Here is a 24,810-nt window from a genome sequence, read left to right on the forward strand (position 1 = left end):
CATTAGAAACCCCCGAAAGAGTCGTTTCGTTTTGTCAATTTCAAATCCTGTAATATGGATGCCTTCGCTCGAATAGTGACGTTATAACTTTGGAACCGTCCGAAAGGCACCCAGCCAAAGGACATGTCCCAGCAATGCAGATCCCGATAGATGCTGAATCGGGTAAGTGATACCTCTTTTTGCCGGAAGTCATACCCCGAATTGAACTGTACTTTCCACTTGGGTGTCAAGCTGAAATCGCCATGGATATTGAGCGTGGCGGTAATGTTTTTCCGGTAACCCGGGTTCGAATATTGAAAGCTGAAAGACCCCGCGAGGTTCCAAGGGATGTTGAAATCGACAAATGCATTTGGGTCTGAGCTAATACGTGCCAGTTGCTGTTGCTGTTCGGGCGTCATATTGGCCTTTTGGTTGTCCAGCGAATCAAGACCCTCTTGTCGGCTTTTGTTGGCAGCGGGGTTAAAGCTGTAGTCGAACGACAGCCCGAAGTTGGTCAGCCGCGCCAGCTTGCCATCCTTGATCATGTATCGGTTTACGCGCCGATTGGCCTGACTGTCGAAGGCATACGGATCAAACGTGCCGTTGAAATTGAGGTTTATTTTTTGGTTAAACAAGGCGGTGCGACCTGAGAAATTGATGTTGGAAAGTTGGAATGAATCGGCCACGAAGTTGTAGTTGCCGCTGAACGTCAACCCCTGTAGTATCGGTACTTTTTTGACACCGCCATCGGTGGTGTCCTTTTTGCTCAATATTTTGGCTTCCAGGTTATTGTCGATTGAGAATCCAATGCCCATAGAGCGGCCGCTCCCCGGCGATCCGTAGCGGCTGCCTTGGAAAATGGAATACAGGGTTTCTTCGCCGCGGGCGTCGATGAATCTGCGGTAAAACCCATATTGGGGGTCGGAGAAGTCGGGCCGGTAGTTGAGGTTTACCGAGGGCGTGATGACATGGCGCATGGCTTGTATCTTCCCGATTTTGGGATACATCCCGTAAATTTTGGTGGATAGGCCAGACGATACGGAATAGTTGTAAGAACGCCGAAATCCATTCACCGTATCGCGTAGCTCTTCAAATCCACTAGGCGTGTTCTCCAATCGCCGGCGGTAGGTCTGGAAGTGCCAGCCCTCACTATAGCTTACACTGGTGTTGAACTGGAAGTATTTTAAGGCGTTGAGCGATAGGCTCACCGGGATACTGTGCTGGAAGCCATGCTGGAATTGGCTTAGGGTTTCTTTACTGAATAATCCGGTTTCTTTCGCATTGAGGATGTTGTCGCCCCGCAGCGAGTAGCTCACATTAATCCGTTGGTACCATTTCTGTTCACCGATGCGATCTTTCGAATCAAATGGGTTGAATGAGCTCACACTGAGTGAAAAGGTAGGCAGGTCGAGTGAGACGGTTTTGGCCGCCATATCTTGGGAGTGCCGTAAGCTGCTCGTGAAGTTAACCTTGCCATCAAGAAACGTCCTCCCATAACTGATGCTCGAATTCATTGAATTGCGAGTAATCTCGTCATAGTTGTAAGAGGCACCTGCGGCGGTGTTTTGGGTGTATGAGCTCGTACCGAAATTCACATTCGCACTAAAGGTGGTGCCGGGATTGGCTTCCTGCAATTGGGTGTGGTTCCACGTTACGTTGAAGTCTTTTGTCGACCGGTATTGGTCGGTCCCTTCCACGCCGTTTTTGGTGTTGGCATAGCGGAAATTGAAGCCACCATTGAATTTGTAGTTGACCCGATAACGGGTACTTAGGGATGCTTCATACGAGCCTTTTGAGTACAAGGTACCCCGGATTTCACTGTCCCAATAATCGTTGAACGCGAGGTACCAACCCATATCGCGCATGAAAAAACCCCGGTTGAATTCTTCGCCGAATGTAGGGAAAAGAAACCCTGATGCGCGTTTATTCGGCTTAGGGAAAAATCCGAACGGGATGGTGATGAATTTCAGCGGCACCCCCTCCATCACGAGGTAGGCAGGGCCCGAAATGATCTGATTTTCGGTAACGATACCTTTGCTGATATGGATGCCGAAATGGGTGTGGGGCTCAGGGAGGTTACAGGTGCTGTATATGCCATGGTAGAGCGACATCTCGTTGTATTGGTTTTTACGCACCCTATTCGCCTGGATGAAACCGCCCTCGACTTCTGTGAAAATGCCCCACGTGTCCCCCTTTTCTGATTTGAAATTGTAACGTAGGGAATCGACCACCTTGGGGGTTTCATTCGGAAAGATGACAACGGGCCTGCCTACATATTTGTTGTTATGGTCGAATATGCCACTCGCAAAAATCTCATTTGTGTTGTTGTTTATTCGTATGTAGTCAGCCGCTAGTTCAAATCCCTCATATTTGATTTTTGCTTCTTTATAAAGATGGATGATGTTATTGCGGATATCGGTGACTTGCGAGTCTTGGGCAACAATAGTCACTACAGCTTCCAAACCATCGGTCCGCCTCCGCTGTGTGCTGTCTTTCGCCGCTCCCAGCGAGTCCAACGCTAGTGTGTCAGTTCCGTTTTTGAGTGTGTCGATTCGGGTGCTATCCGGCTCCGATATTTCCTGGCCAAATACTGAAATGGCCGAGAATATCGTTAAGAATAGTGAGACGTAAGAAAAAAAAACAACAACTGACCTCAAATTTGACAACGAATAGTATTTTTGCAATATCAGAATTGCGTACAAAATTAATTAAAATAGTTAGGACTTCGGTGTTTTCAGATATGACAAAACGTTTCATTGCGCCTTTTCTTTTTTTCCTTTCGTTAGTTACACTCCCAGCCATATTATTTGCAAACCAACATCAAGATACGGTATATACCGTTCGTACTGTGGTGCTGGATGCAGGGCATGGTGGGGATAAGCCGGGAACCAACGGTGCAAAATCGCTCGAAAAAGACGTGGTGCTGCAAGTGGTTTTGAAATTGGGCAAGGCTATCGAGAAAGAGATACCTGGTGTAAAGGTACTGTACACTCGGACAACCGATATAGACGTTGATTTGTACAAACGCATCGAATTTGCCAATCGAAACCGTGCGGACCTATTTATTTCTGTTCATTGCAATGCGACTCCCTTGCGCAAACGTCGCAACAGCAAGGGCAAGTATTATTACGCCCAAGACAAAACCGTTAGAGGTACCGAAACGTTCGTATCTGGGTTTGGTCGCTTGGGCGAACAAGATGCCGCAATAAGGGAAAATGCCGATATCCTCCTAGAAGACAACTACGAAGAAAATTACCAGGGGTTTGACCCGAACGACCCGGCCAGTTACATTGTTTTTTCGCTGATGAAAAACCAATATCGTGAACAGAGCATCAATCTGGCGTCCTTTATGCAGGATGAATATGTTAAATCGGGCAGGGTCGACCGGGGGGTACAAGAACAGAGCTTGGCCGTGCTTGCACGGGCCGGGATGCCGGCTGTATTAACTGAGATCGGTTTTCTGAGCAATCCCAACGAAGAAACCTACATGGTGTCAGAAAGCGGGCAGGCGGAGATTGTTAAAAATATGGTCAACGCGATTAAGTCGTATAAAAGGCACGTGGAGCGTTAAAACCCCGGTTGCTAAACAATATCGGCATTAAAGTTGTTTTGCACTATTGACAAGCTTTTCTTAGCTTAGCGAATTATGGCTTAACAGATTATAGCTTAACAGACGAAAACGAAAGGTACTCTTGAAAATAGCAAACGAAACCAAAGTAGGAATATTGGCGGTAGTCGCCATTGCAATATTGATTCTGGGATATAGCTTCTTGCGGGGCAATGACGTGTTTAGCCGCGAAGTTACTCTTTATTCGATTTACGAACGTGTGGATGGGCTCACGGAGTCGAAGCCGATTCTGGTAAACGGCTACCAGATCGGCCGTGTATCGAAGATGGAGTTGCAGCAGGATGGCCGCATCCGTACGGAGTTTAAGGTCAATCGCGACTATGCGGTTCCGGCAAATACCGTAGCGTTCCTTTCTAGTACGGATTTGCTGGGCGGAAAAGCCATCGTCTTTGAACTCGGCGATAGCGCCGTCTACGCAAAAGATGGCGACGAGCTGCCGGCTGGTATACAGAAAAACATCATGGAGCAGGTAGAACCGATACAGAAAAAAGCCCAGGATATTGCGGCGGTTCTTGACTCGGTACTGAATTCCATCAACAACACGATCAATAAAGATTTCCAGCGTGATTTCAATCGCAGCATCAACAGTATTGCCAATTCACTTCAAAACCTTGAGGGAATCACCCGGCAGTTGGACGGCCTAGTGGTATCCGAGCGAAACCGTATCAGCCATATTGTGGCCAATGTTGAATCGATTACCAACAACCTCAAAGAAAACAACGAGCGCATCGGCAATGTATTGGTCAATCTGAATAGCATCACGGACCAAGTGGCAAAGGCCGATTTCGCACAGACCATTACCAGTGCGAATAAGGCGATGGCCGATTTCCAATCGATTACCGACCGTATCAACCAAGGTCAAGGCTCCATCGGTATGCTTCTGAACGACGAACAGCTGTACGATAACCTTAACCAGGCGTCCAAAAACCTGGAAGAATTGATTGCCGACATGAAAGCCCGGCCCGGCCGATATGTGCATTTTTCTGTGTTCGGGCGTAAGGATAAGTGAGTGCTGATTTGTAGATCGATGTATTGATTTGAGCCAAGAATCAAATAGCAAATAGCAAAAAAGCAAAAAGTTATTGCCGTTTTATGGAATAACCCTTATCTTTGCAGTCCAAAGAAAAATCCTATGCGGAAGTGGCGTAATTGGTAGCCGCACCAGACTTAGGATCTGGCGCCGAAAGGCGTGGGGGTTCGAGTCCCTTCTTCCGCACTTGAATCCTTCCGAAACATCGGGATCCTCCCGGAAAATCGGAAGGATTTTTTATGTAAATGCGATAAACGCTTAAAATTGAGTATGAATATTTCACACGAAAACATCGACGAAACCAATGCTGTCATCACGGTGGACCTTGCCCCTGATGATTACAATCCCCAAGTAGATAAAGCGATTAAAGAACAAGCAAAAAAAGCCAAGTTACCGGGGTTCCGGCCCGGTATGGTACCGGTGTCTCACATCAGACGTACCTACGGTAAGGCGATTCTGATTGATGAGGTGAACCGGATGGTGAGTGATAAAATCAATGCTTACATCGGTGATAATAAACTCGAGATCCTAGGGCAACCGTTGCCGAAGGAAGATGATGCCGATTACAACTGGGACTTTGCCGATAATTTTTCTTTTTCCTATGAAGTGGGACTTGCGCCACAGTTCGATATACCGTTTACCGAAAAATCCAAATTTACCCAGTACGTCATCAAAGCTGATGAAGAGACGTTGGCCTCACGCATGAAAAATCTGCGCCGCAGTTATGGCAAAATGACGAACCCCGAAGTGTCTGATGAGGGCGACGTACTGTACAGCGAACTGAAACAGCTGGATGCCGATGGCAGCGAACCGGAAAACGGTATTATTAATATGGCGTCGGTCCGTACGGACTTGGTTGACGATAAGAAAATAAAGAAAGCCCTTATCGGTCTGAAGAAAGACGATACGGTCACCATCGATATCAAGAAAGCATTCAAATCGGCAGCAGATATTGCCCGTATTACGGGCATCCCTGAAGAGGATGTTGAGGCACTGGAGAATACACAGTTCCAGCTAACTGTAAAGAATGTGAATCGCCTTGAAGAGGCGGAATTGAATGAAGAATTCTACACCAAGGTATTCGGTGAAGGGGTGGTTTCCTCCGAAGCCGAATTTAAGGAGAAAGTAAGGGCAGAGGTCGAAGACATGTTGGTGCAGAACGCCACCCAGAGGTTGCAGAATGATCTTTACTTGAAAGGCCTTGACACGGTGAAGGCCGATTTCCCAGAAGCGTTTCTCAAACGGTGGCTGAAGGCAACCAATCCGGAAATCAAAGAAGATGAGTTGGAAGAAGGCTTTGCAGACTTTGTGAAAAACCTGAAATGGACGTTGATTGAAAATCGTATCATCACTCAGAACGGATTGGAAGTGAAGTATGAAGAGGTGCTTGCATTGGCAAAGGAACGGATTTCCGCACAGTTGAAAATGTACAACCCTGGTCAGGAAATCGATGACCAGCAGCTCGCGCAATATGCCGTGCAGTTGCTGGGCGATAAGGAACAGGCCAACCGATTATTCGATGAAGTGAAAGCGTTGAAAGTATTTGACTACCTGAAGGGGCTGGTGAAGTTGGAAGAGAAGGAAATCGAGTACAACAAATTCCTCGAATTGAAATAGTATCGTTCATAGATTGATGCATAAAAAAGAGGCGCCTTGAGACGCCTCTTTTTTTATGATACCTTATTTTTATTGTGCTTTGGCTACAAACTTAGCCAACGGTGCCATCCGGGCACGGAAAAGTTGGAGGGTGTCGCCGTGCACATGGTAGCTATCGGCCGACTCCAATGCCCGTTTCAGTCCGTTTTCAACTTCCATGTTTTCACACGCCATCAGTGTACCTATCAGTTGTGAAAATTTGATGCGGTTGGGTTCATTCAACTCGTAGGTGCCGCCCATGCCGTTGCACCCCCCGGTGGCCTGGACTCGGTTATCTTCACTGTTCAGCTGGATGTACGGTTCCTTTTGGGTCGATTTATCCGCTACGGCTTGGCCGCTGACTTCAATGAGTTTCCAATACCGGTCGGTAATTTGGTCAGACATCTTGGCGAGTACGTAATGTTCGGCCAACGTGCCCGTAATGCGGTTGCCTTCCATGTCCAGGTGGAACAGCTTGTTTTCACCCACCTGGAATTTTTCTCCCCGGTCAGCCAGGGTGATTTTTCCGCCATTTTCATCCCAGGCGAAGGTACCAGACTCGGTAAACACGGAATCACCTCGTTCAAGGTAACGCGTTTTCACCACATAGGTGTCGTCGTCGTTTAACGTGATTGTGTATCGAATTCCCGGGCAGTCAGCGCAGGGTAATGTGCCCTGGTACGTACCAGCCCAATCGACCGAATTCCGGCTGTTGTGGGCAGGGTCTGCACCGTCATTACCCACTGTTTTTTTTGTTTGGCATGCAGCAATGGCTAATGTAACGATCATTGCACCTGCGGCCGCCTTTAGTAATTTCGTTGTATTCATGGCACTTATATTTTAGTAAGATTAATAAGCATAAAATATACCAAAACCATCAAGCTTTGGATATTTTGGTAATCGATAACTTCGTTAGTTCAATAAGCGCTACACAGGCTATAGAAACCGTGGCCATTAGTCCCAGGGCATCCCACGGCAGTGCTTCGGTTTTAAATATAGGTTGCAGCAACGGCGTATATATAAGCAGCAGCTGAAGGCCAATGGAGCCGACCACGGTGCCCATCAGCAGCGGGTTGCTAAACAGTGGCATTTGCACGATCGACCTATCCAAACTTCGTACAATCAAGGCATTTCCAAGTTGTACAAAAGCAAGCATCGAGAAAACCATCGTTTGCTGTAGGGCTATTCCGTATTCGCGGTTTACAGCCATAAACTGTAAGGTAAATGCACCAATGGCCATAATGCATCCCGTTACGACCATCCGTGGGATAAGCCCCCCGGCGAATAGGTTTTCCTTCGGATCGCGGGGTGGCCGTTCCATGGTGTTTTTTTCTGCCGGTTCGGCCGCCAAAGCAAGACCGGGCAGCCCATCGGTTACGAGGTTAATCCACAGGATGTGTATAGGCAGTAACGGGATGGCAAGCCCCAAAATCGGGGCGAAAAAGATGACCAGTATTTCGCCCAAATTGCATGACAATACATACAGCACAAACTTGCGGATGTTGTCGTAAATGCGGCGCCCTTCTTTGATGGCTTTCACGATGGTGGCGAAATTGTCGTCCAACAGGATCATATGGGCGGTTTCCTTAGTCACATCAGAACCAGTTATTCCCATGGCTACGCCGATGTCTGCCTGCTTCAGCGAAGGGGCGTCGTTCACCCCGTCGCCCGTCATCGCCACAAACTCACCGTTGTGCTGTAGGGCTTTCACGATGTTCAACTTCTGTTCTGGCGATACGCGCGCATAGATGGTAGCATGTTTTACCTTTTCGTTCAATTCGCCATCATCCAGTTCGTTGAGGTCTTTTCCGGTCAGCACGTCGTCCTTTTCCCGGTCAATGAGTTTCAACCTTTCCGCAATGGCAACAGCCGTAGTAGGCTGGTCGCCCGTTATCATCACTGGTTGGATACCTGCTGTTTTACATTGGGCGATGGCATCCACCACCTCTTCACGCGGCGGATCGATCATGCCGACCATGCCGAGGAAATCAAGGTCGCTTTCCAACGATTCATCCACGGTATCCGGCTTTGTTGCCATGGATTTATATGCCACGAAGAGTACGCGTAATCCTTCGCTTGCCCACTCACGGTTAGTCTTGAGCCACTCCTCTTTTTTGTCGTCGTAATCACCTGACAGCGCTTCTGCGATTTTAGCCGGAGCCCCTTTTACGAGCAGCAGGTAGCCATTGCCATCTTTGTGGAGTGTACCCATACGCATCCGTTCCGAATCGAATGGGATTTTGGATACCAATGGGTATGTTTTTTTTGACTTCTCAGCAGATAGCCCCTTGGTTAATGCGTAGCTAACGAGCGCGGTCTCCGTTGAGTCGCCCAATGGGTTGTCATCTTCGTCAAACTGTACCTCATTGTTCTGCAGAAAAGCATGCAGCAACAATTGCTCTTTTCCTTCGGTGTTCCATACGTTCTCTACGGTCATCTCATTCTTGGTCAGTGTGCCCGTTTTGTCGCTGCAGATATAGGTAACCGAACCCAACGTTTCTACGGCAGGGAGCCGCCTGATAAGGGCTTTTTGCTTCACCATGCGGGCAGCGCCGTTGGCCAGCGCGATGGTGATGACCGCCGGAAGTGCCTCTGGCAGTGCTGCCACGGCCAAAGAGAGCGCGGTGAGGAAAATGGTCAATATTTTTTCGCCACGATAGAGCCCATACCCGAATATCAGTGCACAAACGGCTAATATGATGACAACGAGTTGTTTGCTGAATTTTTTCAACCGCCGTTGCAGCGGCGGTTCTTGGGTTTCCCGTTCCAGCATGGCCGCGATCTTGCCCATCTCGGTATCCATGCCCGTACCGGTGACTACCATGCGGCCCGACCCGCTGCTTACCACTGTTCCTTTGAAGGCCATGTTGACTTGGTCGCCGGGTAGTAAATCCGATCCATCCAGCGGGTCGGTGTGTTTTTCCGTCGAATGGCTTTCGCCGGTTAAAATAGCTTCATCGGTTTTGAGACCGTTGATCTGGAACAGTCGCCCGTCAGCTGGAACGATATCGCCCGCTTCGAGTACAACCACATCGCCTGGTACGAGCTCTGTCGTGCTGATTTCTACGGCGGCACCGCTGCGAATGACGGTGGTGTGCTGGGCTGCCATCTCCTGTAGCTTACGGATAGATTCTTCTGCCTTGTTTTCCTGAATGTAGCCAATTAATGCGTTGCCGAGGATAATGCCAAGTATAACGTATGCGTCCGTATGTTCGCCCACGAAAAACGATACAGCGGCGGCAATCGCCAAAATGCCGATCATGTTGTCTTTGAACTGGCTGCCGAATATCGAGAGTCTAGATTTTCGTTTACCTTCTTCCAGTTTGTTCGGCCCATACCGTTCTTGCAATGCACCGATGGCGTTTTTAGCTAACCCGTCGGTAGACGAGTCTAACCGTTTCAGTATGTCATCGCTATTCTCGCGATACCAGGGTGTAGTCATCATGCATAGCTAATTCGCTCAGAGTGTTTCGTCAAGCCAGCGGAAAAACTCCCGTTGCCAAACGAGGGCGTTTTGCGCACTCAGTACCCAATGGTTTTCATCGGGCAGGTACAGCAACCGACTTTTGATTCCCCGCAACTGGGCTGCCTGGAAAGCTTCAAGGCCCTGCTCGATGCCGACGCGGAAATCCTTCCCGCCCTGGACGATCATAATGGGTGTATTCCATTGGGTTACGTGGGTGATGGGATTGAAGTCGGTATATGTCTTTTGGTTGCGTTCATCCCAATACGGCCCACCCAAATCTTTATTGGCAAAGAAAAGTTCCTCCGTGGTACCGTACCAGCTGCGCATATCAAATAAACCATCGTGGGCGATGAATGTTTTAAACCGGTTCTTATGCATTCCGGCCAGCATGAATACGGAGTATCCGCCGTAGCTGGCACCTACGGCTCCGAGCCTATTGGTATCCACATATGGCTCTATAGCCATGTCGTCTATGGCCGAGAGGTAATCGTTGATGGCCTGGCCACCCCAGTCGCCGCTGATCTGTTCGTTCCACGCGACGCCATAGCCGGGCATTCCCCGACGGTTTGGCGCAACAACGATATAGCCTTGCGCTGCAATGAGCTGGAAATTCCACCGGTAAGAGTAAGATTGCGAAAGCGCGCCTTGTGGTCCGCCTTGGCAATACAATAGGGTGGGGTACTTTTTGTTGGGGTCGAAATCGGGCGGATAGATGATCCACGACAGCAGGTCCTTGCCGTCTGTCGCTTTGGTGATACGGGCTTCCACCTTGCTTTTGGCGATCCCAGCATAGCGGTTGTCGTTTACCGATGTGATTTTGGCGAGCCGATGGCTGGTCAGGTCAAAGCGGTACAATTCTGCGGCGTGGTTCATATCGGTGAGCGATACCACTAATTGGCCGCCTGCCTGACCTACGATGCCCGCAATGTCATGCTGTCCATCGCTGATTTGCTGAATGTGTTCAGCGGTTGCATCCGCCAGGTTATTGGGTAGCCGGATCTCGAACAGTTGCACCGTACCTTTCACGGCTGCCGTAAACCAGATGGTGCGGCCATCATTGCTCCAGAGGTACGCGTTTACGGTGCCGTCCCAAGCAGCCGTGAGGTTGTGTCGCCGGGTCGTCTTTTTGTCAAAAACGACAATATCATTTTTGTCAGCTTCGTAGCCGTCTTCGGCCATGCTCAGCCACGCCAGGCGTTGCCCATCGGGGCTGTAGGCGGGTGCTTGGTCATAACCCATCATCCCTTCGGTAAGGTTGGTGGTTTTAGCGGTAGCCAGTTCGTAGCGGTAAATGTCGGTGTTGGTGGTTTGTGCGTAAGCCGTGCCAACGCTTTTTTTGCTGACGTAGAGGATGCTTTGACCGTCGGCACTCCATATCACGTCTTCCTTGCCGCCGAAAGGCTGTTGCGGGGTATGGTAAGGCTCGTCGGCCATGATATCGACAGGCGTGCCGAGTTCACCATTGTGGTATGTGGCATAAAACACGTGGTTGTATGTCCCATTGGACCACGTATCCCAATGCCGGTAATCCAATGCGTCATACACATAGGCATCCGATTTGGGTAAATCGGCATGGCGGTCGGTACTATGCATTTTCTCGAGCGGAACGGCCGTTGTGAATAGGATGTGTTTACCGTCTGGCGAGAAGCGGACGTTCTGTAGGGGAGTAGCGTGGTCGGTCAATTGCTTCGGTTCGGTATTGTTGGTAGCCAGTTGCCAAAGCTGCCCCTTGTGCAGGTAAATAATAGCGCCGCTTTGGCTATCGATGTGTACCACACTTTCGCCCCCCTCACTGGTGGTGAGCTTCTGGGCTGTGCCCCCCGATACGGGAATGCGGAAAAGGTTCTTCTCGGATTTGTTTTCAGCTAGGTCGTAATAGGTGACCCCGTAAACCACATCTTTGCCATCGGGAGAGAGGGACTCTGCCGATATCCGGCCCAGTTGCCAGAGCATTTCGGGGGTGAGTGGTTGTTGTGCTTGGCTAACGCCTGCGGTGGCTAACGCTGCTGCAATCATCAGTGCTTTGTGTTTCATGGTTGTTATATTCGTGTGTAACGGTTGCAAGTTAGTGAAGTCTGGTAATATACAGAAATGGTGGTGGTAAGGGACGTGAACGTTTCGTACCTTTGGGTTATGAATAAAGATTTGATCCTTCGCGAACGGCTAGCCCTCCAGCGGACGATATTGGCCAACCAGTCTACGTTTCTGTCGTTCCTACGGACATCCATGTATTTTGCGGTAGCTGGAATTTCTGTCGACCGATTGCTGGATATACCCGGCGGGCGTATTTACGAATATGTTCTTTTCGTGATTGCCGCCGTCGTTTTGGTTGTAGGCGTATTCAACTTCGCGATACATCGGAAAAAGATTACCCGCAGCCAACAACACATCGGCGACTATAAACTGGAATATGGCGGGGACGCTTACCAGGCAAGAAAATAGCCAAATAAAAAAGCGAATCCAACAAGATTCGCTTTTTTGTGCCCGGAGAGAGACTCGAACTCTCAAGGGACTGCTCCCAACGGCTTCTGAGACCGCAACGTTTACCAATTTCGCCATCCGGGCGGCACACCCCTTTCGGGGTTGCAAACTTAGATAAATTCATTTTTATATGCAATATAAATATGCTGCATAAAAGATAATTTTTATCTATTTTCAGTTGCTTTCGGAAGTTGCTGATAAGAGAAATTTATTAATGATTGTCAATCACTAATTATCAACTATCAACTATTCTTCTTCGTCGCTATGCAGCATATCCCGGTGTTCTTCGGGTTTGTAAGCTGCCTTAAGTTCGGCGAGTTTCTTCTTGCCGTATGCCATTTTAGTTATCAGTACAAACAGCACCGGAATGATGAAAATACCGATAATGGTAGCGATGAGCATACCGCCGAATACTGTCCAGCCAATGGTTTGGCGCGATACGGCACCTGCCCCCACGGAAAACATGAGCGGCATGATGCCGATGATAAATGCGAGCGAGGTCATGATGATTGGGCGGAGCCGTAATTTGACGGCCTCAATGGTTGCTTTAAGTAGTCCCATGCCCATATCCACCCGCTCTTTAGCGAATTCTACGATGAGGATTGCGTTCTTGGCGGCTAATCCGATAATCGCCACCAGTCCGATCTGAGCATAAACGTTATTATCGAGATGCGGAAGGAACGTTAGTGCCAGAATGGCGCCGAATATACCCAGCGGCACGGAAAGCAGGATGGAGAACGGAACGGACCAGCTTTCATACAAGGCGGCCAGTAAGAGGAACACGAAAATAATACACAGTGCGAAAATCTGTAAGGTCGCGTTGCCTGATTCCTTTTCCTGCAGGCTTAAGCCCGAAAACTCATAACTATACCCAGCCCCGAGCGTCTCGGCAGCAACCTCTTCAAGCGCATTCAGTGCATCACCGCTACTGTATCCCGGAGCGGCGCTACCGCCTACATCGATAGACCGGAAAATATTGTAGTGGCTGATAATCGACGGATTTTGTACGATAGCGTAGGAGACTACGGTACTCAAGGGCACAGATACGCCCTGTTGGTTGGTCACGTACAGTTTATTGATGTCTTCGATCGCCATCCGGTAGGAGGTGTCCGCTTGGGTAACCACGCGGAAATTCCGACCAAAACGCGTAAAGTCGTTCACGTAGCTGCTACCCAGGTAGCCGGAAATCGTGCGGTAAATACTGCTGAGGGGTATACCCATCTTTTTTGCCTGGTCCCGATCGACGGTTACCTCATAATTTGGCGTTTTCGAGTTGAACAAGGTATAAGCCATGCCGATTTCCGGTCGCTGGTTGGCGGCCATCACGAGCTTGCTGACCGCAGCCTCGAAATCCTTGATATCGCCGCCCTGCTGATCCAGTATTTGCATACTGAAGCCACCGCTAGCCCCCAATCCTGGAATAGCCGGTGGGGCAACCGCCAAAACGGTTGCTTTGGGATAGCCTGCATACATCCCTTGGATTTGGCCCAGGATCTCCGTTGCCGTACGTGTACGATCTTTCCAAGGCTTCAATTGTACGAAGAAAGTCGCACCATTCGATTTGAACGAGCGGTTGAGGAGGTTGATGCCATTGATGGCCGTAATGTTGTTGATTTCGGGGAAGGCCTCCATGAATGTGGCTTCCATCTCTTCCAATACTTCCGTTGTTCGGGAAGCAGACGATCCTTCGGGGAGGGTGATCCCCGTCATAAATATACCGTTGTCTTCCGTTGGGATAAACCCAGCCGGTTTGGCAGAAAACAACCCGTACGTACCCACATAGAGGCACACCAAGATGATGATAACGATTGGTGCCCGTTTGATGGCGGCTCTCACGCCGAACGAGTAGCGCTTGGTGACCCGGTCAAACCAGTTGTTGAACCGATAGAACACTTTATTCATACCGGTTGACTTTTCATTGAGCTGTGAGGGTTTAAGCATAATGGAGCACAATGCCGGGGTGAGTGTGAGGGCAACAAATGCGGATAAAAGCACGGAAACCGCGATGGTGATGGCAAACTGCTGATACAGTAATCCCACCATACCGGGTATAAAACCAACAGGAATGAATACCGCAGCGAGGATAAGGGCGATGGCAATAACCGGTGCGGTAATTTCCTTCATAGCGCGGAGGGTTGCCTCCCGGGCACTTAGCCTGTTTTTGTCGATGTGGTGCTGTACCGCTTCCACCACCACAATGGCGTCATCCACCACAATGCCAATGGCCAATACAAATGCCAACATTGTAAGGTTGTTGATGGAGAAGCCAAACAGATTGAAAAAAATAAACGTGCCTACGATCGATACGGGAATGGCCAATACGGGTATTAATGTAGCCCGCCAGCTTTGCAAGAAGATGAACACCACCAGTGTAACGAGGATGAGCGCCTCGATGAGGGTGGCCAATACGGCATTGATGGATGCTTCGACTACCGATACAGTTTCGTAACTCACGACATAGTCCAGGTCACTGGGAAAGGTCTCCTTGAGGGCTTCCAATGCTTGGTATATGCCTTCGGCGGTTTGTACCGCATTGCCGCCGGGCATCTGGTTGATCATCATCCCCGATGCAGTCCGACCGTTAACGGTACTGGTGATGGTATAGGCAAACTGGCCCAGTTCTACACGGGCTACGTCATCGAGATATACCAAGGAGCCGTCAATGTTCGTTTTGACAACGATTTGCTTGAACTGTTCCTCCGTATCAAGGTCGCCATCGAGGATGACGGGGAACTCGAACACTTGATCGGATTGCTGCGGCCGCGCACCTACGCTGCCGCCGGGCATCCGGATGTTCTGTTCCTGGATTGCCGTATTGATGTCGGCTGGTGTGAGGTTGAGGTTGGCGAGTTTGTCGGCGTCAAGCCACACCCGCATACTGAAAGGCTGTCCAAACGCCATAACGTCGCCCACGCCATCCACACGCATCAATGCATCGCGCACGTAGAGGTTAGCGTAGTTGTTCATAAACTGCTGGTCGCGCGTACCATTGGGCGAAAACAGGTTGATCATCATCAGCACATCCGTGTTGGCTTTGCGCGTGGTTACCCCCAGCCGGCGTACCGCCTCGGGCAGTGCGGGTTCGGCAATGCCTACGCGGTTCTGTACGTCGAGCGTGGCGATGTCGATGTCGGTGCCTACGTCAAACGTAACGGTGATATTTGCACGCCCATCCGATGTGCTGTTCGATGACATATAAGTCATTCCCGGGGTGCCGTTGATTTGGCTCTCGATCAAGGTGGTAACGGTTTGCTCTACCGTCTCAGCATCTGCTCCCGTGTAATTGGCCGAAACATTGACCGTAGGTGGTGTGATGTTCGGGTACTGGCTTACCGGCAGCGTAGTAATGGATATGGCACCGATCAACGTGATCAGTATGGAGATAACAATGGATGTGACCGGCCTTCTTATGAATACTTCTGAAATCATGTTACACTTGAGCTACACTGTAATCTATCTACTGTTCTGATTTGGCAGGCTGCTGAACGGCCACTTTGGCTCCAGATCTTAAATTGATCAGTCCCTGCGTTACCACCATTTCGCCGCGGGATAGCCCTTTGCGTACCACCACACGGTCGGCTACTTTCGCGCCGAGCTCGACCAGGCGTTCCTCTACCGTACTGCTATCGGTAACCACATATACCGCCGACTGCCCCAATTGTTCGGTAACCGCCTGGTAGGGGATAACGAGCTGTTCGGTTTCTGATGTTGTCCGAACGCGAACGTTGGTGTTCATCCCCGCCCGCAACAAGTCGTCGGGATTGGCGAACGTTGCACGCACGGTGATGGTACCGGTGTTGGCGTCGACAGCGCGGTCGATGACCGTGATTTTGCCAGCATGGGGATACACAGTCCCACCTGCGAAAGTAAGGGTGATCACGGAATCTTTTTCGATAGCTGGTTGCTTCTGCAAGGCTACGAATTGTTGGATGTTCCGTTGGTTCACGGCAAAGTCAACAGCAATGGGGCTGGTTGATGAGATGGTGTTGAGCAGCGTGCTTCCTGCCGTTACCAATGCACCCGTGCGTACCTGGGAAATGCCAATCGTGCCGCTGAAAGGAGCCACAATTGTAGACCTATCGAGGTTTGTGGTGGCCGTAACCAAAGCGGCCTTGGCCGATGCTACCTGGGCGTCGGCATTGTTGAGGTCGGTTTCGGCGTAGTCAAGCGTCTGCCGTGCAATTGCATCCTGATCGGCCAACTTTCGGTACCGCTCCACATCGCGTGTTATGCGATCTAGATTGGCTTCTGCAATGGCTAGACTCGCTTTGGCCTGCTGCGCCGCCGCCTCATAGCGGGTACGGTCGATTTCGTACAGTTTCTGACCTTTGGAAACCGAAGCACCATCGGTCACGAAGATACCGGTAATGTAGCCGCTTACCTCCGCGCGGAGGTCGGTTTCATTGAGGGGTACCACACTTCCGGGGTAGGCATCTACACCTGCCACAATTTCTTCCGTTACCACATCCGTAGTAACCGGAATGGCCTGGGCTTGCGGTCCGGCCGCCTGTTTTTGTTGCTTATTGCCACAAGCGCCTGCGAGGCTGGCAGCAATGAGAAGGATGGGGGCTATCTTGTAATTGTTCATATGTTTATAAGTCAATAGTCGTATGTCAATAGTCGTATCTGATGTCTCGTGTCTAATGTTTAATGTCCAAAGTCTCCCCACTAATCCAATATCGATCCTAATGCGCGTTGTACCTCCAGCTTTCCGGAAAGCACTGCAAACAGCGCGTTGAGGTAGTTGATTTGGGCAGTACGTAAATCCGTCTCGGCTGTCATCAGATCGAGATACGTCTTGATACCCTCGTCGTATTGTAATTTTAGCGTATTATATACTTCTTCGGCTAATACCATATTGTACTGCGCCGTGGTCCAATCATTGAGGTTTGCCTTGTATGTAGCCATGGCCATTTGATATTGCGTATTGATTTGGTTTTTCAGGTTGAAAATATCCCAGTCGATACGCTCCTCTTGTAGCTTGGACTTCCGGATTTCCTGGATGCGTTTGGTGCCCTGGAAGATGGGCACGTTGAGCGTGAGACCAAAAACAGACCGAGGAAACGCCGGATTGTATAGGTCTGAGAAATGGTTATCGCGAAAATCCCACGCATAATTGTAGAATGCCGATAAATTTGGCAGGAACGTCCATTTGTTATACTGGGTGTTTACCTGTTGGAGTTGTTTGAGCGTTTGCAGTTGCCGGAATTCCACGCGGTTTTCTAGGTTGACGGTCTGCGCGGTGTCCAGCAGGATTTCCTGTTCCATAGCCGTATCTTCAAACGACAAGGATAATGACTGCTCCGCTTCCAAACCGATCAACTCCTTCAGGTAAGCATATTTGTAGTTGAGCATTTCGGCCACACGCTTTTGTTCGGCTTTTGTATTGGCCCGTGTAATTTCCGCCCGCTTGTAGTCGATGTTGTCTACGATACCGGTTTCATACCGAGCCCGTGCATCAGCCAGCTGCCTTTCTATGCGTTGGAGGTTTTCCCCGATGATGTTCAGCTGCTCTTCGCTGGTAAGGATGTCATAATAGCCTTTGCTCACTTCTACTACGGTATTGATGGTGCTGTTTTCCGTATTCAGTGCATTTTGTTGCCGGATGTAGCGGGCCGCTTTCGAGGCCTGCATCAGTCCGGGATTAAGCAGTTGCTGGTCGGCCTGTAGTACCACCGCACTGGAATGTTTTTGCCCCATCGCGATAACCTGGTCGCCAATTACCGTGGTAGGGATTTTAACGTTGTAATTATAAGTGCCGGTGGCATTAATCTGGGGGTACCATCCCGAGAGTGCCGACGCTATTTCACGTTCACCGATCTCCTCATCCAATATTGCCTGTTGTATCGTCGCCCGGTTATCGAGCGCGAAATCGATCAGGTCTTGCAGCCGCGCACGTTCGGGCAGATCAGGGGCGCTTTCCTGTGCCAGCGACGGCGAAAACATGCTTCCGCTGATAACGAATAGGGTGCTGTAAACAAGTCTCTTTAAATACATATTTGCCGTTGTCGTCATATTACTAATCAATTCTTGATGCCATCCCAGATGATGGCGATCATCTTTTTGAGGTCTTCTTCTTTTAACGCAAACCGCCCGTGGATATTTCGTTTGGCCGTTGCCGATACGGTGCCGATGTACGCTGCACTGATGATATTGATATCCAAAGGCTTGACATAACCTTCTTGGACGCCCTGTTTCAGGAATACCGATACTTCATCTTGGAAGCATACGCGGTCTTCCGGGTAAACATCCTTTACATAAGGAGAGGAAAAAAACTGTTCGAGAAAACTCAATACTTCCGGATGCTGTATATAATATTTCACCAGGTTCATCCACACGGCGGTAAACCGCTCTGGGTAGGGCAGGGCACGATCGTTATCCTTGAAGATGACCTGTTGCATCCGCTCCCTTGTATAGTGGTAGAGCTCGACGATTAGTTGGTCTTTTGAGGTGAAATAATGGTAAATAGTACCCGTTGCGACGCCCGCCTCCTGTGCAATTTGGCTCATCGGCGTGCCGTGGAAGCCAAATTCCTTGATCAGACGTAGGGTGCTTTCAAATATAGATCGCTTTTTCGCTGTTGTTTCCGTGCTTAATTGAACGTTCATTCGGGTGGCAAAGGAAAACATTATTTGCGAAAATGACGAGGTTTAACCCATTAATAACGGAAATTTGACAATAGCCGTCAAAAGGTCAATCGCCATGGCGGTCACGAAACAAGCGTGAAGTCGATCTGCCGTTTGGCGAGATCCACTTTCTTTACGCGTATCTGCACTTCATCGCCCAATTGATACCGTTTTTTGCGCCGTTGGCCGATGATGGCGTAGTTTTTTTCATCCAGCGCGTAGAAGTCGTCAGTAATGTCGCGTAAGCGCACCATACCTTCACATTTGTTTTCCTCAATTTCCACGTACATACCCCATTCGGTTACACCGGAAATAATGCCGGTGAACGTTTCGCCCACCTGGTCTTGCAAGAACTCCGCCTGTTTGTATTTCACCGATGCCCGTTCGGCGTCGGCGGCCCGTTTCTCCATTTGTGAGGCATGCTCGCATTGCTTTTCATACGCTTCGGCATTGACAGATTTGCCACTGGCCAGGTAATGTTCAAGCAGGCGATGCACCATCACGTCGGGATAGCGGCGGATGGGTGAGGTGAAGTGCGTGTAGTAATCGAACGCCAGACCGTAGTGACTGGTCTTTTTGGTCGTATAGATGGCTTTTGCCATGGACCGTATGGCGAGGGTGGTCAACACGTTCTGTTCTTTGGTGCCTTCCACGCGCTCCATCAGTGTATTGAGCGACTTGGCGGTTTCGCGGTCGGATTTGGTATTGATTTTATAACCGAAGCGGGCTGCAAATTGGGCGAAAGCAGTGATGCTCTCTTCCTTGGGTACATCGTGCACACGGTACACGAATGTTTTTCTGTTTCCGCTTTTGCCCTGTTTACCAATGAATTCGGCTACCCGGCGGTTAGCCAGCAACATGAAGTCTTCAATGAGCCTGTGGGCGTCTTTACGCTCCTTTACGTATACACCTAAAGGTTTGCCGGCTGCGTCGAGATGGAACTTCACTTCGGTAGTTTCGAAGCTGATGGCCCCATGTTTGAATTTGCGGTCGCGCAAGATATAGGCTAGGTTGTTGAGGGTGTGTAGTTCGGTGCTGAACTCACCAGATTGCTGTTCGATGATTTCCTGAGCCTCTTCATAGCTGAACCGTCGATTGGAATGGATGATGCCTTTTCCGAACCAATCGCGTATCACGTTGGCGTTGCTGTCCATTTCGAACACCGCTGAGAATACGAGGCGGTCTTCGTTTGGCCGGAGGGAGCACAGGTCGTTCGACAAGCGTTCAGGAAGCATGGGGATTACACGGTCTACCAGGTAAACGGAGGTGCCCCTTTCGTAGGCTTCCTTGTCGAGTGGTGAGTCGGGCCGCACAAAATGGCTTACGTCGGCAATGTGTATGCCGATTTCGTAGTGGCCGTTGGGCAGCTGCTCGAAAGAAATGGCATCGTCGAAATCCTTGGCATCCTCCGGGTCGATGGTGAACGTGGTGACCGGCCGGAAGTCGCGGCGTTTGGCGATTTCTTCGGCCGGTATTTCGGCGCTGAACCCCGCCGCCGCATTTTCCACAGCTTTGGGAAACTCGAGCGGGAAGCCGAAATCGGCCAAGATGGCATTCATTTCGGTGTCGTTCTCCCCTTTTTTGCCCAGCACAAAAGTCACCTTACCCACAGGGTTCTTACCGTCGCGCGGCCACTCGGTGATAGCCACCACGACTTTTTCGCCGTCTTGGGCACCGTTGAGGTCGGCCAACGGCACAAAGATGTCATGCAGCATCTTGCGGTCGTCTGCATTGAGGAACGCAAAGCGGGGGGAGATGGCGATGGTTCCTGTGAATTCGGTGCGCGCCCGTTCGAGTATTTCCACTACTTCGCCTTCCTTGCGCTTGCCGCGCCGTTTTTCGTACGTATGCACTTTCACACGGTCGCCATGTAGGGCTTGGCGAAGTTTCCGTGGTGCAATGTAAATGTCGTCCTCAAACTCATCTTCCGATACGATGAAAGCCGACCCGTCGGCGGTCATGTCTACTTTGCCGATGACGAATGCTTTAAGTTCCTTAAGGGTGTATTTACCTTTTTCTACTTCCTTGAAGAGCCCACCAGTTTGTGCCTCCTCCTGCAGGATGTCGCGGATGGCCTCGCGCGACTCGCTGTCGGCCAAGTTAAGTTTGGCTGCCACCTGCTTATAATTCATCGCCTTATTGCCCGATTTCTCTATTAGATCGGAAATCAGTTGGGTAAGTACGTGTTTGAATGCGTTGTTTTTTTTATTTGCCATATTTTGATTTGAGATTTGTGATTTGAAACATCAGACTGCCCGGTCTAATGTCTCACGTCTCATGTTTATTGTCTTAACCTGCATAACTAACGGCCTCTTGAGCGATTGGCGATTCGTTGCGCAACCGCCGCAAGATTTGTGCCGTGGTGAGCACATCCTTTTCGCAGTAAACGCGGATACGCTCCAAATCGTTTTCTTCGTAGTACACCCGGTATACATCTCCGCCGCTGATATCGTCTTTGGGCGAGGGGATGCCCAAGGCTGCCGCCATGAGGTTAAGGGAGACGTAACTCCTGAAATCGCCGAATCGCCAAAGATCCATCGTGTCCAGATGGTTGATTTCCCAGGGCTTTTTGCCCCATACATCCAGTTGGGCCGGGAGTGGAAGTCCGTTGATGATCATCCGTCGGCATAGGTAGGGAAAATCGAAGGCTTTGCCGTTGTGGCCGCAAAGCATCAGGCTGGCTGGTTGTGCCTGCATCAAGTTGGAGAAGGCTATCAGCAGCTCCCGTTCATCAGCGTGGGCAAATGATTTCAGGCGGAAGCCTAGCTGACCCTGACGCTGGTTGAACACACCCACGGATATGCAAATGATTTTACCGAACTCGGCATGCAACCCTGCGTTGGGGTATACATCAGCGGCTGTTTGCTCTGCCTCCAGCGTGTTGCGTACCTTATGAGCCCACAGCTCCTTGAAAAGGTCGGACAACTCATCGAAAGTAGCTTGTTGGCTGACCGTTTCGATATCCAATACCATTACTTGTTGCAGGTCTACCGTTTCGAGCATATTATTTCACTATTTTGCTAAGATTGCAAATCGCTGGCTAATGCGTGTCCCATCATCGTCCACTAATGTAATGCGGTGTTCTCCTGGAGATATTTCGAGCGCCAGTTGGTGGGACGTTTCCGTTTCACCGACAAACGTATCGTCAAGGTGCCAGAATATTTTGCTGCCGCGTCTGCGGTGGGCCGCATTGAAAATCACCTGCCCGCGCTTCCCATCAATTTCTAAAGGTATGTAAATTCTCGCATTATTTTTCGGATATATCATTTCCATTACCAAGCCCGGCGAATTGTCCGTGCATCCCGGCGCATAAGGTGGCAGCTCGTGGTAATTGCTGTGCCGTGGTTTATAATAATATTCCATGGCCGGCGGCAGTATAAACCACTTGGCAGCCACGATGTCGCCAGGAGCAGTGCAATCGGCCGTTACGCGGAGCGTACCCTCACGGTTGGTGTGTATGGTCCGGTGGTAGGGGCACACGGTAGAGCGATGGCCCGGTACGGGGATGTATAGCGTATCGGGATTGGGGCAATCCGGGCTGGCGAGGTGGCCACTTTGGGTGCATACCGCCGTTTGCACCATGCGATCCACAGGCGGGCTAAACCATCCCGGCGACGGCAGGAGGTCAAAAATATCGAACAATATCGGCGCAGCTGTGTTAATTCCAGTCAGGCCCGGCCGTCCTTCACCATCGGCGTTGCCCACCCATACGCACACCACGTGTGCGGGCGTGAGGCCCACCGCCCACCCATCGCGGAAACCGAAGCTCGTACCTGTTTTCCAAGCGATTTTCTTGGAGGAGGCAAACTGTTCCCATAAAGCCTCTTCACCTGGACGCATCACCTCATTCATGGCTTGGAAGGTAAAGTAGAGCGAGGCATGGTCGATAATGGACGCACGTTCGATAGATTCCCCGGGTGGCTCATGTGCGCTTTCGAGGTAAAGCGGGTCGTGGTAGTCGGCGCGGTTATAGTTGGTTTCGTACCGTTCGTAATGGTTTAGGACTCGGGCCATACTGGCATAGGTACCAGCTAGTTGCCATGGTGTAACTTCGCATCCGCCCAGGATCATCGATAGCCCGTAGAAATCGGCTGGGCGATTGAGTGTTTGGATGCCCACGGACCTGAGGAAGGGGTGGAAGCGTTGGTACTTATATTGCTGCAGCATCTTCACCGCGGGGATGTTGAGTGATCGGCTCAGTGCCCGCGAAGCGGGTATGGCACCGTCGTACCCCAGATCATAATTCTGCGGGGTATAACCGCCGATCTGGGTGGGCACATCAGCGATGAGCGTGTTCGGCAGGATCAATCCATCGGTAAGCATGGCCGCGTAGAGTATGGGTTTTAGCGTGCTCCCCGGACTTCGACGCGACGTAATCATGTCTACCTGGCTTTCCGCGCTACTGTTTTGCGGCGTGTGTACATTGCCTATGTATGCGAGGGTTTTACCCGTCTCCACCTCCAGTACCAGTGCAGCAGCATTTTGGATGCCGTTGGCGCTGAGGTTGCGATGGTAGCGGTCTACGATGTCGGCCACCTGTTGCTGCAAGGACGCATTAATCGTCGTGGCGGCACGGGTGGTGTGCAGTTTGAGCGTGGTGTATTCCTGTTTAAAGCGCTCCAGCAGGTGGGGGGCAAGTCGTGGCAGTGGGTGTGGTTTATCGGGCAGGGGTTCCAGCTTGGCTAGGTCGGCCGTCTGCTGATCTATCGTGCCGGTTGATGCGAGCTTATCCAGCAAATTGTTGCGTTTGGTGAGCAGCTGGCCACGGTTGCGCCCCGGATGGATAAGTGCGGGGGCATTAGGCAGTACGGCCAGTACAGCATTCTCCGCCCACGATAGTTGCTCGGGTGCACGACCGAAGTAGCGCCAGGCCGCTGCATCGAGTCCCACCACGTTGCTTCCAAACGGGGCATTTGCCGCATAGAGTGCCAAGATATCGGCTTTGCTGTAACCTGCTTCCAGCCGCACGGCTAGGAACGCTTCGATCAATTTTTGCCATAGTGTACGGTCTTGGCTACGGCTCATGCGGATTACCTGCATACTGATGGTGCTGCCACCGCTGACGACCCGGCCGCCAACGATATTCTGCCGGATGGCGCGCGCCAGTGCGATGGGGTCTACACCGGGATGATAATAGAAACGTTTATCTTCGAAGGTTGTGATGCACTTGGCAAATTTTTTCGGCACTTCTCCTGTAGCCGGGAAGCGCCATTGGCCATCGGCCGCAATAGATGCAGCAAGCAGTTTGCCCGAGGCGTCTTCGATGACGAATGAAGTAGGGGAGCGGAACAACGGTTTTGGAAGTGCCAGGTAGAACAACAGCAGCAGCGTTGCGGCGACTGCGAGAGCGATGATGCCACTTCTGGTTTTGTAGCGGCTAACGAATCGTTGCACTTGTTTGGATACCCACCTGATCACTCCGCTAAAATACGAAAATATCGATGCCCGCAGGCGTGAAGGCCGAATCTACTTGATGCTAAAAATGTAATATAATCAATTAGTTCAGATTATATTTGTAATAGATTTGATGTAAAGCTTATTGAGATTCATATAGATTAAATTTTAGCAAAATATTGGTTTGTTTTTTTTAGCCAAGGGGCGTTTTAACGGTTTTAGGCTGTGTGACGGTTGATTTTATCGTCAGTACTACCGTTGGCTAAATTATTTATATAAACTAATTTTGTTTTTTATTATATCTAATATATTGTATATTAAATTTATAAGAATATTAAGATAGTTCTATTAGCAATGAATAATAGACTGTTTTAGCTTCTTGCGATGATGTTGTATCGCATCAGATCTTCCTTGACGTTGCGTGCTAGTTTCCATGGCTATTTTTGCAGTACGGGTTCCCTCGTCTACAAAATAACGTGGCATAAATTCCGATGTCGTTTCATACTAAAGATCTCCATCACGCTCATTTGGCTGAGGACAGCTTGGGAAACGATGAACGAAATTTTTTTTA

General features: G+C 50.1%; 15 protein-coding genes and 2 tRNA genes. 5 read left to right on the forward strand and 12 right to left on the reverse strand.

What is annotated here, in order from left to right; translation table 11 throughout:
- Positions 1-2 precede the first annotated feature (2 nt).
- A complete protein-coding gene (locus VNQ80_RS12725; protein ID WP_325639156.1) occupies positions 3-2,636 on the reverse strand; it encodes a putative LPS assembly protein LptD in 2,634 nt (877 codons plus the stop codon).
- Positions 2,637-2,719: 83 nt separating this feature from the next.
- On the opposite strand from VNQ80_RS12725, the gene VNQ80_RS12730 reads away from it, so the two are divergent.
- The 4 genes from VNQ80_RS12730 (at position 2,720) to tig (ending at position 6,254) form a co-directional block, all read left to right on the forward strand.
- Positions 2,720-3,550, forward strand: a complete 831-nt coding sequence (locus VNQ80_RS12730) for an N-acetylmuramoyl-L-alanine amidase (protein ID WP_325639158.1) — start codon at positions 2,720-2,722, stop codon at positions 3,548-3,550.
- A 121-nt stretch (positions 3,551-3,671) separates the two neighbouring features.
- Positions 3,672-4,616: an MlaD family protein gene (locus VNQ80_RS12735; RefSeq protein ID WP_325639160.1), complete on the forward strand. Its 945-nt coding sequence runs from the start codon at positions 3,672-3,674 to the stop codon at positions 4,614-4,616.
- A 125-nt stretch (positions 4,617-4,741) separates the two neighbouring features.
- Positions 4,742-4,823, forward strand: a tRNA-Leu gene (locus tag VNQ80_RS12740).
- Between the two features lie 84 nt (positions 4,824-4,907).
- Positions 4,908-6,254, forward strand: a complete 1,347-nt coding sequence (tig, locus tag VNQ80_RS12745) for a trigger factor (RefSeq protein ID WP_325639163.1) — start codon at positions 4,908-4,910, stop codon at positions 6,252-6,254.
- A 69-nt stretch (positions 6,255-6,323) separates the two neighbouring features.
- Here tig and VNQ80_RS12750 read toward each other — a convergent pair whose 3' ends face one another.
- Genes VNQ80_RS12750 through VNQ80_RS12760 form a run of 3 tightly spaced genes read right to left on the reverse strand, consistent with a single transcriptional unit; the run spans position 6,324 to position 11,772 of the window.
- On the reverse strand, positions 6,324-7,100 hold the full coding sequence (locus VNQ80_RS12750; RefSeq protein WP_325639165.1) for a copper resistance protein NlpE N-terminal domain-containing protein: 777 nt from the start codon (positions 7,098-7,100) through the stop codon (positions 6,324-6,326).
- 49 nt (positions 7,101-7,149) lie between these two features.
- Complete coding sequence (locus VNQ80_RS12755) at positions 7,150-9,717, reverse strand: cation-translocating P-type ATPase (RefSeq protein ID WP_325639167.1); 2,568 nt, start codon at positions 9,715-9,717, stop codon at positions 7,150-7,152.
- 15 nt (positions 9,718-9,732) lie between these two features.
- Entirely contained in the window at positions 9,733-11,772 is a 2,040-nt protein-coding gene (locus VNQ80_RS12760; protein ID WP_325639169.1) for a S9 family peptidase, read from the reverse strand.
- Between the two features lie 99 nt (positions 11,773-11,871).
- Between VNQ80_RS12760 and VNQ80_RS12765 the strand changes: the two genes are divergently transcribed.
- Positions 11,872-12,180, forward strand: coding sequence for a DUF202 domain-containing protein (locus VNQ80_RS12765; RefSeq protein ID WP_325639171.1), 309 nt, complete (start codon positions 11,872-11,874; stop codon positions 12,178-12,180).
- Between the two features lie 39 nt (positions 12,181-12,219).
- Here VNQ80_RS12765 and VNQ80_RS12770 read toward each other — a convergent pair.
- From VNQ80_RS12770 to pbpC, 8 genes are all read right to left on the reverse strand, one after another.
- Positions 12,220-12,303 (reverse strand) — tRNA-Leu (locus VNQ80_RS12770).
- 162 nt (positions 12,304-12,465) lie between these two features.
- Complete coding sequence (locus VNQ80_RS12775) at positions 12,466-15,648, reverse strand: multidrug efflux RND transporter permease subunit (RefSeq protein WP_325639173.1); 3,183 nt, start codon at positions 15,646-15,648, stop codon at positions 12,466-12,468.
- Between the two features lie 28 nt (positions 15,649-15,676).
- Positions 15,677-16,807, reverse strand: a complete 1,131-nt coding sequence (locus VNQ80_RS12780) for an efflux RND transporter periplasmic adaptor subunit (protein WP_325639174.1) — start codon at positions 16,805-16,807, stop codon at positions 15,677-15,679.
- Positions 16,808-16,887: 80 nt separating this feature from the next.
- Positions 16,888-18,234: a TolC family protein gene (locus VNQ80_RS12785; protein ID WP_325639176.1), complete on the reverse strand. Its 1,347-nt coding sequence runs from the start codon at positions 18,232-18,234 to the stop codon at positions 16,888-16,890.
- Between the two features lie 8 nt (positions 18,235-18,242).
- On the reverse strand, positions 18,243-18,827 hold the full coding sequence (locus VNQ80_RS12790) for a TetR/AcrR family transcriptional regulator (protein ID WP_325639178.1): 585 nt from the start codon (positions 18,825-18,827) through the stop codon (positions 18,243-18,245).
- Between the two features lie 101 nt (positions 18,828-18,928).
- The gene (gene rnr / locus VNQ80_RS12795; RefSeq protein ID WP_325639180.1) at positions 18,929-21,061 is read right to left on the reverse strand and encodes a ribonuclease R; all 2,133 of its coding nucleotides are present in this window, start codon (positions 21,059-21,061) and stop codon (positions 18,929-18,931) included.
- Positions 21,062-21,134: 73 nt separating this feature from the next.
- Complete coding sequence (locus VNQ80_RS12800; RefSeq protein ID WP_325639182.1) at positions 21,135-21,848, reverse strand: 3'-5' exonuclease; 714 nt, start codon at positions 21,846-21,848, stop codon at positions 21,135-21,137.
- Positions 21,849-21,857: 9 nt separating this feature from the next.
- Positions 21,858-24,263, reverse strand: a complete 2,406-nt coding sequence (gene pbpC / locus VNQ80_RS12805; protein WP_325639184.1) for a penicillin-binding protein 1C — start codon at positions 24,261-24,263, stop codon at positions 21,858-21,860.
- Positions 24,264-24,810 lie beyond the last annotated feature (547 nt).

The sequence above is a fragment of the Parapedobacter sp. genome (genome assembly GCF_035556095.1).
GTDB lineage: Bacteria > Bacteroidota > Bacteroidia > Sphingobacteriales > Sphingobacteriaceae > Parapedobacter.